The organism is Phosphitispora sp. TUW77 (genome assembly GCF_048453025.1).
Classification (GTDB): Bacteria; Bacillota; Thermincolia; order Thermincolales; family UBA2595; genus Phosphitispora.
The window spans coordinates 873,916-885,941 of record NZ_CP156677.1; the positions used below are offsets into that span (position 1 = coordinate 873,916).

Sequence of the window (12,026 nt, forward strand, 5' to 3'; positions counted from 1 at the left end):
AATATAAAGGTGGATAATTTATGAAGCTTCCCGAGGAGTTTGTAAACCGGATGAAAAATATGCTGGGAGATGAGTTGGAAGAGTTCCTGGCGTCTTATGACCAGCCCAGGTATCACGGGCTGCGGGTAAACACCCTTAAGGTATCTGTAGATAAGTTCCGTGAGATATCCCCGTTTGCCCTGGAGCCTGTACCATGGACACGGGAGGGTTTCTATACTGACAGTGATGACAGGCCGGCAAAACACCCATATTACCATGCAGGCCTTTATTATATTCAGGAGCCCAGCGCCATGGTTCCTGTTTCAGTTCTCGATCCCCGGCCAGGTGACCGGGTTCTTGACCTGTGTGCTGCTCCGGGTGGCAAATCGACACACATAGCTGCTCGATTGGCAGGATCAGGGGTTCTGGTAGCCAATGATATCAGTGGAGAGCGGCTGAAGGGCATGGTCCGCAACATGGAAGTATTTGGCGTCAGAAACTACATTATTTTGAATGAAATACCTTCACGGATGGCGGAAAGGTTTAAGGGTTATTTTGATAAAATTGTGGTTGATGCCCCCTGTTCCGGTGAAGGGATGTTCCGCAAGGACCCCGGTGCGGTTAAGAGCTGGGGTGAGTTCTCTGTTGAACGATGTGTTCAGATGCAGAAGGGTATCATCAGGTTTGCCGCAGAAATGCTGAAACCGGGAGGAACGTTGGTTTATTCGACCTGTACTTTTGCCCCTGAAGAAAATGAAGGTATCATTGATTTTCTGCTGAAGCTAAATCCCGAATTTGAGGTTGAGGGGATACATGCCGTTCCCAGCGCCGCGCCCGGACAGCCTCAATGGTCCGGGGCCGGGGAACAGGTTTCCAAAACTATTCGTCTTTGGCCTCACCGGATAAAGGGAGAGGGACATTTTGCCGCCTTGTTGAGAAAAAAGGATGGCGAGGAAGCCAGGATTACTGAATTCGTGCCGGAGCCCCCTTTACGGGAAGATCTGGACGATTACCGGTCCTTTTTCGAATACACACTAAATATTCCCCCATTTGAACGTGGACTTGCACAGCATAACAGCCGGCTTTATGTTATTCCTCCAGGTTTGCCGGACCTTAAAGGTTTAAAAGTATTAAGGCCGGGATGGTTCATCGGGGAAGTAAGGAAAAGGAGATTTAAGCCGGTAGCACCGCTGGCACTGGCCTTGCGGAAGGAAGATGCCCGGCATGTCTTGGACTTTTCTGCCGGCTCCGAGGAGGTTATCAGGTACCTCAAGGGTGAAACCCTTCATATTATAGGAGAGCGCGGCTGGCGAATGGTATGTGTTGACGGTTTTCCACTGGGGTGGGCCAAGCAGCTCCAGGATATGTTGAATAATTATTATCCTGCCGGCTGGCGCTGGATGGGTTAGGTGGTGGCTGTGATGAAGGATAAAATTCGGTTAGATAAATTATTGGCTAACTCCGGCTTTGGCACCAGGAAGGAAATAAAGAAAGCTGTCCGGGAAGGCAGGGTTACGGTCAATGGCATAACAGTCACTGACAGTTCTTTTCACGTGCATTCCGGACAGGATACGGTTGTCTTTGATGGAGTTGTAGTTGAATACAGGGAGTTTGTCTACCTTATGCTGAACAAGCCTGCGGGCTATGTATCGGCAACTGTTGACCCAAAGCAGGCCACAGTTATTGAACTTGTTCCTGAGCGGTTTAGGCATTTTGAATTATTTCCAGTCGGCCGCTTGGATAAGGATACAGAGGGACTGCTCATCCTCACAAATGACGGCAAACTTGCCCATGAACTGCTGGCCCCCAAAAAACATGTCCCCAAGACATATTTTGTGAAGGTAAATGGCAGGGTTAGCCCCGGTCACGGGAAAAGATTTGCCGAAGGCGTTATTTTGGATGATGGATATAAGACAATGCCTGCCAGGCTGTCCATCGTGCATTCCGGAGATGTTTCGGAAGCTGAGGTGACCATCCATGAAGGAAAGTATCACCAGGTGAAACGGATGTTTGCAGCTCTGGGGCTTCCCGTTGTTTATCTGAAAAGGATAGCTATGGGGAACCTCAGCCTGGATGAATCCCTGGCACCGGGGGATGTGCGGGAGCTGAGCACGGGGGAACTCACCCTCCTAAGACCTTAACTAAAAAATTCGCTTCTTTTTCTCTCCGATTAACCAGTCTATAAATTGGCGGGCAGTTCGCCCGGAACGACCATTATAGCGCAATTCCCATTGAAGCGCCTGGCGATGCAGGTCTTCCTTAGGAATGTTTATTTCTGATTGTTTTGCAAGCCCCTCAACAATTTTTAAGTACTCCTGCTGGGCAGGTGAGGTGAAGGTTACGGTGATTCCGAACCTGTCTGCCAAGGAAAGTTTTTCCTGAAGGGTATCTTGAAGGCGCTTTTCATCACTTGAGGCATTATCTTCCCTGTCACTGAACCTCTCTTTTATAAGGTGTCTCCTATTTGAAGTAGCATAAATTAGCACATTTTCCGGTCTGGCTTCCAGGCCTCCTTCCAGAAGAGCTTTCAGGTATTTGTATTCTGATTCATTTTCTTCAAAAGAAAGGTCATCAATAAATATAATAAACTTTTGCACCCGTTGTCTCAGAAGGTGGATTATTTTGGGGAAATTGGCCAAATCTTGTTTAGAGACTTCTATAAGGCGCAGGCCCAGGGAACCGAAACGGTGCAGCAGGGCTTTTACGGTGGATGATTTTCCGGTCCCACGGTCCCCATACAATAGGATGTTATTAGCAGGAAGGCCCTGGATAAGTTTTTCAGTATTATTAATGATTATTTTCTTTTCAGTTTGATATCCGAAAAGGTTGTCAAATGTTACCGGATCAGGCTCTGCAATGCCCTGGAAGAAACCGTTGCCTTTGCTGTGGACCCATCTTAGCGCATGGTATCTGCCGAATATTCCCGCCCCGTTCTCATGGTAATACTTAGCCAGTTCGACCAGGAGTGACTGCCAGTCCTCTGATGAGGTCATTTTATTGGCCAGTTCCAGGCCGGAATTAATGGCGGCAAAGCCTGGGTTTGCTTCTGATTTGTTAGGAGCAGCAGGAGCAGCGGTTTTATCCCAGGTTGGCAGTACATCAAGGGAAGGAATATCTGTGCCGTTGGATATAAGGTCTTTGACCTTGTTTTTCACCATGTGGCGGATAGTTCTTGAGTCCATTGATGCAAGAATGTAAAGGTTAGCCAGGTCAGCGCCTGCCGCTTGTTTCAGGGGGGCATCAATTTCCTCAAAGGGAACAGATTCTGCTTTTTTACTGAAAGGATTTTCATCATTCAAGATGAATTTGGCCAGAAAATACTGCCAGGCATTGCCGCTAAATCCAGTAGGGACATTAATCTCCAGAAGGCTGTGGACTACGTCATAATAAGCATCTAGTAATGTTTCCGGTCCTGTATTATCAAGATTTATTGCTTTGATAAGGTACATAAATGAATTGAAAGTCTGCTCATTTTTTAAGCTTCGGTAGACTGAAAGCTGTCTCCCGGACAAAGCGGCTCCGGTAAATTTTAGTTTAAGTACAGAATCAGGACGAAACAATGAAAAACCTCCTTTAGGGAACGAATAAATCCAATCAAAAAATATTGATACTGTTATTATCGTCAAAAAACATTTATTCTTGACAGTTAGTTAATTAAAAAATATTATTAATTTACATAACACCATAGGAGAAGAAAGCTAATGGAAGTAGTCTGTATTTTGAACCCCGCTGCAGGCAGGGGCTCTGCTCCGCGTAAATGGAAACAGGTAATGGGAAACCTGGCAGGGCGAGAGTTTAAAATAGAAACCCTTACAACAACAGGACCGGGTGATGCCGCCCGGCTGGCAAAACAGGTAATCGCCCAAGGGGCCCGGATAATTATTGCAGCAGGCGGTGACGGTACCGTCAACGAGGTAGCAGGGGCTGCCGCCGGCAGTGACGTTAAGGTGGCTCTGGCTCCTTTCGGAACAGGGAATGACCTGGCCCGTGGATTAAGTATCCCGCGCCGTACTTCGGACTGGGCAGATAGTTTTCCTTCTTTTGCCGTCAGAAAACTTGACCTGGGGCTAGTTAACGGAAAGTACTTTATAAACCAGGCCGGTTTTGGTTTTGATGCCCGGGTTGGTCATAAAGTTAATACGGGAATAGGATTTCTTACCGGAAAACCTGCTTACCTGGCTGCAGTTGCTTCATGCTTAAGGGACTTAAGCCCGGTGGAAACAGAATTATTGGTTGATGGTGTCACTATACATCAAAAAGTCATTTTGGCAGCTTTTGCTAATAATGTTTTTATTGGCGGGGGACTTAAGCTGGCCCCCTCGGCCATACCTGATGACGGGCTGCTGGACCTGATTGTGATAGGGGATATTTCCCGCCTGGAACTGTTAAAATCATTTCCAATGCTTTTTAGCGGAAGCCATATAAAGCACCCTGCAGTAAGCATGTGGCGCGGGAAGACGTTTTCTCTTAATTCCGACCGGCGGGAATATGGTCACATTGATGGGGAAATATATGAAACCGATTTGTTGGAAATCAATATAAAACCAGGCTGCCTGAATTTCTTGGTTCCTTTTTAAGATTTAAGCCGCTTTTTTAAATTCAAGATAAGAATAAACAATAATTGAGACCATAATGACAAAAATCAAACTAAAGCTGATATATGCACCGGCTGCGGACTGGGAAAACGCTGAAATGAAGAAGACCAGGCCTGCTAAAACGAAGGCATATCCCCCGAACCTGTGGGTCTTTCTCCAATTGTCCTCACTGGCAAGGGTCCAGGGTATTTTGATGCCTACGAAATAATTGTGTCTTAATTTCGGCATTACATTACCTAAGATAATAAAAAGCAATCCAGTTATAATTTTAACGAACATACCGACATTAACAATATATCCCAGAGCTGCAGCAATTGAAATCCAGTGGACTCCGGTTAGCATGACGACAATACTTACAGCAATAATATGGTAACTTCCCATGTGTTTATCATATGATGCTTTTTTGGGATCAAATTTAGGAGCAAACTTCATTAACAGGTAAATAGCTAATGGTAATAATGCAGTGAAAAACACAAAATTTTTGCTCCCGGTGTTATCGACTTCACCTTTAATGTTCCAGTGCAGGGGAATTGTATCCGGCAAACTATTATAAACAAATAGAGTGGCAATAACAGATAATAAAATAAGTGCCATTAAAATTTTACTGAGTTTCATTTAAACCGCCTCCTTTTAATCTTTTTTAATCAGAAACTTGGTTTTCTCCTGAGAATTCCAAAAACCAGGCCATTACATCTTGGAAAATACTAGTATTTAGTGAATAGATCACATACTGCCCCTGTTTTTCACTTAATACCAATCCAGCATTTTTTAATATATCAAGGTGATGACTGATGCTTGGCTTGCTGATATCAAAACGGTCGGCAATATCCCCGGCAGACATGTTGCGCTCCTTCAAGTCCTTAAGTATTTTTCGGCGTGTTTTATCAGACAGTGCTTTAAACGTTTTATCCATACCACTCCCCCCTTTTTTGTGGCTAGACAATTAAATATTTAGATAATTATCTAAATAACTGTAATTTAATATTAGCACAGAAAATAATCAACGTCAAGGATAATAAAACTTGCAATTTATGTCAGGATATGTTATTGTTAAATCACGTGTTAAAGGGTTGAAAACCAAAACTATTTTGGCCTCCTGTTTTATGGTATTGGTCACAAAGATTTTGAGTTTTAACTTTTTGATCAGTTTGTTTAAAGGAGGTTTTATAATGGAAGGCAAAGTAAAATGGTTTAACGCTGAAAAAGGTTTTGGTTTTATCGAAACAGAAGCAGGCGGCGATGTGTTCGTCCATTTTTCAGCTATTCAAAGCGATGGTTTTAAGACTCTTGACGAAGGTCAGGAAGTTTCATTCGACATCGTTGAAGGCAACCGCGGGCCGCAGGCCGCTAATGTTGTACGTAGGTAATCAGGATAACTATTCAGGGCATTTCCTTACATGGGAAATGTCCTTTGTTTTTTATTAGCAGTTAAGCCTTTTTTGGTGGTAAAAATCGCTATAAAATTTCAGAAGCAAGATAAACACAGAAGCAAGTAAAATATATACAATTTTAGGTAATATATTGTATAATGAAATTATCAGAAAATATCAAAAAAGGAGGGTGTTTGATTTGTCCAGAAAAAAGCCGGTCATTATATTGGCAGTGCTGTTGCTGCTGCTGCCTATTTATGCAGTCCCAGTCTCTGCTCTTGTAATAGTCGATACAGTGGATATTACACCAGATCTGTTGCCTCTGTCAATTACTCCGGCAGCGCCGACTAACCTTACTGCGGAGGTGTCTTTAACCGTTGTAACCCTGACATGGCAGGACAATGCCAGCAATGAGGATGGTTTTGCTATTGAATGCAGAATCGGGGAAGGGACATTTAATCAGATTGGAACTGTTGGGGCCAATACTGCCACTTTTACTTATGAAAGTAGTGACCTTAGTACTACACATTATTTCAGGGTCAGGGCCTATAACTCGTCATCTCAGTACTCGGCTTATTCCAATGTGGTGAGTGTTTCCGGAGCTTTACAGTTGAGTTTATCTCCCAGCCCGCCGACTGATTTACAGGCCGACTCCGTGGGTTGGTTTTCTACACAATTATCATGGACAGATAACAGCGAAATGGAATCCGGATATGCAATTGAAAGGAAGAGGGCAGGCGAAGAATATACCAGCATAGCTTCAGTAGGTGCTGATATTACTACATTTCAGGACAGCAGTCTGAACTCGTCAACTACTTATTATTACCGCGTAAAAGCATACAGCTTTTGGGGTGATTCAAGCTACTCCAATGAAGTCGGCATTACTACCACTTCATTTGTTTTTCCCGATTTTGATATTGACCTTATTCCGGTTTTTCCTGAAGGGACTCCTCCCACAGACGTAGCAGCAGTTCCTGTTTCTCCTACTGAAATATGCATTTCTTGGGTCGATAACGCTGCAGATGAGATAGGTTACGGGATTTTCAGAAAGTCTGGAACATTAAGCTATGAGCAGGTAGGAGAGGTTTCGCCCAATAGCATGGATTTTTCTGATACTGGTTTGTCTCCAAATACAACGTATACCTATAAGGTATGTACTCTATATGAAGGTTTGTCCCCATCTTTCTCCGAAGAGGCAAATGCCACTACTCCTGATGTTCAGGTTACTCCCAATGAACCGTCAGGCCTTTCTGTCTCCATTGATTCCAGCAGTCAGGTCAGTTTTTCATGGACAGATAATGCCGATAATGAAACAGGGTTCAGTGTTGAACGTAAGAGTGGCAGTTCCTGCTATACTGAAATAGCTGTTTTGGCAGCAGATTCTACAGCATATGCCGATAACGGACTTACCCCGGATACTACCTACCAGTATAGGGTTAAGGCTTTTAACAGCATGGGGTATTCGGCAAATTCAAATGAGGTTACCGTGGTTATGCCGGCTGTAACTGAGAGTGTTCCGGCCGAAACAGGGACCCAGACGGTAATCAGGCTATATATAGACCAGATGGCTTATTTTGTTGATGATGTTTCTCAGAGTATGGATACAGCCCCGGTAATTTTGGAAGGGCGTACTCTTTTGCCCATCAGGTATATTGCTGAGCCATTGGGCGCAACAGTTGACTGGGACGGAAACGAGCGTAAGGTGACCGTTAATCTTGATGGCAAAGTCATAGCGCTCTGGATTGGAAACAGTGCTGCTATGGTTAATGGGGAATACCAGTTCATTGATTCGGTGAATCCCAATGTAAAACCGGTGATTATGCCACCCGGCAGAACCATGCTTCCCGTAAGGTTCATTGCAGAGAAACTGGGCTGCCAGGTAGAATGGGATGCGGTTCAAAGAATGGTTACTATAAGATACCCACAATAAAATACCCACAACAAAAAAACAGGGGACCATGTCATAAGTAATTATTACTTATGGGCATGGTCCTTTTACTTCTTGTTTTTGGGGGATTGTTCACAAAAAAGACACAAATATAAGGTATACTTAAGTATTAGTTTTAGTGGCAGGTCTTAATTGGGGGTGAATAATATGGTTGTCAAGAAAATTCTTATTGCCGATGATGAGGACCGGATGAGAAGGCTTGTCGGTGATTTCTTAAAAAAAGACGGCGCAGTTATAATCGAAGCTGCGGATGGGATTCACGCCCTGGAATACTTTAGGGATTACCCTGACATTGATTTGGTTATTTTGGATGTTATGATGCCCGGCTATGATGGCTGGACGGTTTGCCGGGAAATCAGGAAGGGATCTCAAGTCCCGATTATTATGCTTACTGCAAGGGGCCAAGAGTCTGATGAACTGTTTGGATTTGACCTGGGAGCTGATGAGTATATTGCCAAACCATTCAGTTTGAAGATATTGGCAGCCAGGGTTAATGCATTGTTACGCCGGGTGGAAAATGATAATAAGGAAATAAAGTATTTTGACGGACTGGAGATTGATGCAAATGGGAGACATATATATGTAGATGGCATGAAGGTGGAATTGACCCCTAAAGAATTCGAACTTCTGCTTTATTTAACAGATAATGCCGGAAGAGCTTTGAGCAGGGATCAGATATTAAATGCAGTGTGGGATTATGATTATTTTGGCGATGCCAGGACTGTCGATACCCATATAAAGAAGCTGCGCCTAAAATTGGGTTCGAAAAGCGATTTTATTCAAACAGTCAGGGGGGTGGGTTATAGATTTGAGGTGAAGAAATGAAACAATCGCTAAGGACTAGGCTGTTTTTAAGTATAACCCTTCTGATAATATTTTTTGTAATTGCTACACTGTTGGTGAATTCGCTGTTTCTGGGGAAATTTTATGTATCACAGAAGAGGGCGGTGCTTCTGGAGAGCAGAGACAGGATTGTAGAAATATATAACGGCGATCCTGAAAATATTTCCTTTGAACTGGAGAATCTGGAGCGGAATAAAGGGTTAACCATTTATATTGTTGGACCTGACTTTTATGAGTTTAAATATAATTCTGCGTTAAGGAAATTTAATCCGGACCGCATAAGAATCCCTAGAGAACACCTGCCCCTTGAGCTCCCATTTCAAAATGACCTGCAGAGCTTGGATGTTGGAGAATACTTCTTTAATTTGTCTACCGATCCACGATTGAAAACCAAATTTTTAGTGTTGGCCTCCAAAATGAATAATCAGGAATTTTTGCTCCTGAGTACGCCTATTGCAGCTATCAATGAAAGTGTGGTAATAGCTAACAGGTTCCTGCTGTTTACCGGCATTTTGACAGCGATTCTGGGAGGGATTGCCGTATATTTATTTTCCGGGAGGTTCACAAAGCCTATCCTGGACCTGAGTGATATTGCTCGGAAGATGTCGGCCCTTGACTTTAGTGTGAAGTATCCTGTTAAGTCAGATGACGAGATAGGTCAGTTGGGCCACAGTATAAATTCTCTTTCTGATCAGTTGGATAAAGCGATTTCCGAATTGCAGGAAGCCAATGCTAAATTGAGGGAAGATATTGAGCGGGAACGCATGATTGATAAAATGAGGAAAGATTTTATTTCAAGTGTATCTCATGAATTAAAAACACCCATAGCCCTTATTCAGGGTTATGCTGAAGGGCTTAAGCTGAATGTTAATGAGGATGAAGAAAGCAGGAATTTTTATTGTGATGTTATTATGGATGAAACTGGCAAAATGAATACCCTGGTCAAGGACTTGTTAGATTTATCACAGATAGAGTCAGGATATTTTAAATTGGATAAAAGTGATTTTGATATTTCGCTGTTGGTGGAACGTGTGTTGGATAAATACCAGCCTGTACTTCAGGAGAAAGGCATAATTAAACAAGTTGATAAAAGAGGCAGCCCGTTGGTAAATGGGGATAAGGTTAGAATAGAACAGGTTCTGGTAAATTACCTTAATAATGCTATAGACCATGTGGATGAAGCACGGATAATCAGGATAACAATTGCGGTTTATGCTGATAAAGTGCGGGTATCGGTATTTAATTCCGGAAAACCTATTCCGGATGAGTCCCTTGACAAAATCTGGAGCAGTTTTTATAAAGTTGACAAAGCCAGGACCCGTGCTTATGGCGGTACCGGTCTGGGGCTTTCGGTTGTGAAGGCAATTATGGAGCTCCATAACAATAGTTTTGGCGTGGCTAATATGGAAAACGGGGTTAAGTTTTGGTTTGAAGTTAATATCGCCTGACGGTAGTTTCTGAAAATTGTTTAAATCAGCAAATGCTATTTTGAGGAGGGAAGATATGTGGTGTTTGTTAAAATTTTAAATTTAATTAAGAGCAAGTGGAAATTATTAGCAGTAATTACTTGTGCTATTGTTTTAGCAGGGTATTTGGGGCTACGTTTTTTTGGCAGTGAAGAAGCCGCTTCTGTTCAGGCGGCAACCATATCGGTGCAAAAAGGGGCAATCGAAGTTAAAGTATCAGGGACCGGTTCAATTAAACCGACCAGGTCTATTAAGGTAACTCCAAATGTAAGTGGAACAATTACCAGTATTAATTTTAAGAACGGGCAGCAGGTAAAAAAAGGTGACTTGTTGTTTGAATTGAACAATGACAGTTTCCGGAGCGATTTAGAGAGGGCTGAGCTGGATTTGCGGCAGGTTGAGATGGACTACCGCAGCAGTATTGATGACAGCAGGGAGCAGAGTGTTACAGCACCTATCAGTGGTCAGGTTACCGCTATGGAAATTGAAAAAAATCAGGATGTGCAGAATGGCTCTATTATTATGGTCATTAATGATACCTCTAAACTTATTTTTAAAATTCCGGTAAACGGTGCTCAGTTGAACTATATAAAACGGGGCCAGAAAGTTGATGTGACGATTCCGGCCTTAATGTGGACTCTTGAGGGCAAGGTGCAGAAAGTTGACTACGGGGGGACCGTGAACACCGATGGTTCAAAGTTTTATGATATAACAATAGAGGTGAATAATCCGGGAACACTGGCTCCCGGTCTGGAAGCCCGGGCGGTGATTCATACAAATAACGGACAGGAGTCAGGTTATGAAATGGGGATACTTGAATGGGCGGAGACTGCTTCTGTGAGAGCAGGGATCTCAGGGACGATTCAGGATTTGTACGTGGATGAAAAGGAAAATGTGAAAAAAGGACAAAAGCTATGTTACATAAGCAGTGATAGTGCTGAAAAACAAGTTATTTCACAGCAGATTAAGCTTAAACAGGCCCAACTGAACCTGGAGGATGTAAAGACCAAGCTGGCGGACTGCAAGGTGTATGCCTCTATTGACGGTGTGTTTGACCTGAGTTTGGCAGACATTGATTCTGATTCGGAGACAACAGGTGAGGATTACTGGCAGGTGGGAGACGAGGTTTCTGCCGGTCAGGTGCTGGCCACAATTACAGAGACCGGCATGACGGTAACTGTTTCCGTGGATGAGGTGGATATTACTAAAGTCAAGGTAGGGCAGGAGGCGACGATAACTGCTGATGCCCTTCCTGAAAAGACATTTAGTGGAACAGTACAGGAAATTGCATCAAAGGGAACAGAGCAAAACGGTGTTGCCAGTTTTGATGTAACAGTTTGTATAAATCAACCTGATGAACTCAAGGAGAATATGACTGCAAATGTTGAAATTTTGGTTGCCGCAAAGGAAGGGGTTCTCTTGCTGCCTATAGAGGCTATTCAGGAGAGACAGGGACAAAAATATGTGATTATGGCTGCAGGTGCAACCGGTGATAGAACTACTGGTTCAAGAGCCGCTGAGGATAGAGGAGCAGGAACTGGTACGAATTCGAATGCGAGTCCGGACAGTAGTACAAATGCGAGTCCGGACAGCAGTACAATTGCGGGTGCCGGCACAAACCGCCAGGGCAATATGAGGCTTGTGAAAACTGGACTATATAATGAAACTATGATAGAAATCACTTCAGGACTTAAAGAGAGCGAAATAGTAACTATTCCTAATGTTGTTAGAAGCACTGATGCAGCTGGAGCCAGAAGTATGTTTGGCGGAGGCATGATGGGCGGAGGAGGCGCTAGGTCCAGTCAATTTGGAGGACATTGATGGT

11 protein-coding genes are annotated in these 12,026 nt (G+C 43.5%); 8 read left to right on the plus strand and 3 right to left on the minus strand.

Annotation, left to right across the window (positions count from 1 at the left end; genetic code table 11):
* Positions 1 to 20 precede the first annotated feature (20 nt).
* Positions 21 to 1,388, plus strand: a complete 1,368-nt coding sequence (locus ABFY19_RS03995) for an RsmB/NOP family class I SAM-dependent RNA methyltransferase (protein ID WP_418791952.1) — start codon at positions 21 to 23, stop codon at positions 1,386 to 1,388.
* Positions 1,389 to 1,400: 12 nt separating this feature from the next.
* Positions 1,401 to 2,120, plus strand: coding sequence for a pseudouridine synthase (locus ABFY19_RS04000; protein WP_418791953.1), 720 nt, complete (start codon positions 1,401 to 1,403; stop codon positions 2,118 to 2,120).
* On the opposite strand, the gene ABFY19_RS04005 is transcribed toward ABFY19_RS04000, so the two are convergent.
* Positions 2,121 to 3,539, minus strand: coding sequence for an ATP-binding protein (locus ABFY19_RS04005; RefSeq protein ID WP_418791954.1), 1,419 nt, complete (start codon positions 3,537 to 3,539; stop codon positions 2,121 to 2,123). It abuts the gene before it with no gap.
* 141 nt (positions 3,540 to 3,680) lie between these two features.
* Here ABFY19_RS04005 and ABFY19_RS04010 point away from each other — a divergent pair, with 141 nt between their 5' ends.
* Entirely contained in the window at positions 3,681 to 4,556 is an 876-nt protein-coding gene (locus ABFY19_RS04010) for a diacylglycerol/lipid kinase family protein (RefSeq protein ID WP_418791955.1), read from the plus strand.
* A 3-nt stretch (positions 4,557 to 4,559) separates the two neighbouring features.
* Here the strand turns inward: ABFY19_RS04010 and ABFY19_RS04015 are convergent, their stop codons facing one another.
* Entirely contained in the window at positions 4,560 to 5,189 is a 630-nt protein-coding gene (locus ABFY19_RS04015) for an SdpI family protein (protein WP_418791956.1), read from the minus strand.
* Between the two features lie 25 nt (positions 5,190 to 5,214).
* On the minus strand, positions 5,215 to 5,487 hold the full coding sequence (locus ABFY19_RS04020; RefSeq protein WP_418791957.1) for an autorepressor SdpR family transcription factor: 273 nt from the start codon (positions 5,485 to 5,487) through the stop codon (positions 5,215 to 5,217).
* A gap of 253 nt (positions 5,488 to 5,740) precedes the next feature.
* Between ABFY19_RS04020 and ABFY19_RS04025 the strand changes: the two genes are divergently transcribed.
* The 5 genes from ABFY19_RS04025 (at position 5,741) to ABFY19_RS04045 (ending at position 12,022) form a co-directional block, all read left to right on the plus strand.
* A complete protein-coding gene (locus ABFY19_RS04025) occupies positions 5,741 to 5,941 on the plus strand; it encodes a cold-shock protein (protein ID WP_418792529.1) in 201 nt (66 codons plus the stop codon).
* A 202-nt stretch (positions 5,942 to 6,143) separates the two neighbouring features.
* Positions 6,144 to 7,874 carry a stalk domain-containing protein gene (locus tag ABFY19_RS04030; RefSeq protein ID WP_418791958.1) on the plus strand — a complete coding sequence of 577 codons (1,731 nt, stop codon included), beginning with the start codon at positions 6,144 to 6,146 and terminating at the stop codon, positions 7,872 to 7,874.
* A 165-nt stretch (positions 7,875 to 8,039) separates the two neighbouring features.
* The gene (locus tag ABFY19_RS04035) at positions 8,040 to 8,717 is read left to right on the plus strand and encodes a response regulator transcription factor (RefSeq protein WP_418791959.1); all 678 of its coding nucleotides are present in this window, start codon (positions 8,040 to 8,042) and stop codon (positions 8,715 to 8,717) included.
* Positions 8,714 to 10,183 carry a sensor histidine kinase gene (locus tag ABFY19_RS04040; RefSeq protein ID WP_418791960.1) on the plus strand — a complete coding sequence of 490 codons (1,470 nt, stop codon included), beginning with the start codon at positions 8,714 to 8,716 and terminating at the stop codon, positions 10,181 to 10,183. Before ABFY19_RS04035 ends, ABFY19_RS04040 begins: the two co-directional genes overlap by 4 nt.
* Positions 10,184 to 10,240: 57 nt before the next feature.
* On the plus strand, positions 10,241 to 12,022 hold the full coding sequence (locus ABFY19_RS04045) for an HlyD family efflux transporter periplasmic adaptor subunit (RefSeq protein ID WP_418791961.1): 1,782 nt from the start codon (positions 10,241 to 10,243) through the stop codon (positions 12,020 to 12,022).
* Positions 12,023 to 12,026 lie beyond the last annotated feature (4 nt).

Coding starts and splice junctions, on each gene's coding strand:
- ABFY19_RS03995 (WP_418791952.1), top strand. CDS start 21: ATGAAGCTTCCCGAGGAGTTTGTAAACCGGATGAAAAATATGCTGGGA.
- ABFY19_RS04000 (WP_418791953.1), top strand. CDS start 1,401: ATGAAGGATAAAATTCGGTTAGATAAATTATTGGCTAACTCCGGCTTT.
- ABFY19_RS04010 (WP_418791955.1), top strand. CDS start 3,681: ATGGAAGTAGTCTGTATTTTGAACCCCGCTGCAGGCAGGGGCTCTGCT.
- ABFY19_RS04015 (WP_418791956.1), bottom strand. CDS start 5,189: ATGAAACTCAGTAAAATTTTAATGGCACTTATTTTATTATCTGTTATT.
- ABFY19_RS04020 (WP_418791957.1), bottom strand. CDS start 5,487: ATGGATAAAACGTTTAAAGCACTGTCTGATAAAACACGCCGAAAAATA.
- ABFY19_RS04035 (WP_418791959.1), top strand. CDS start 8,040: ATGGTTGTCAAGAAAATTCTTATTGCCGATGATGAGGACCGGATGAGA.
- ABFY19_RS04040 (WP_418791960.1), top strand. CDS start 8,714: ATGAAACAATCGCTAAGGACTAGGCTGTTTTTAAGTATAACCCTTCTG.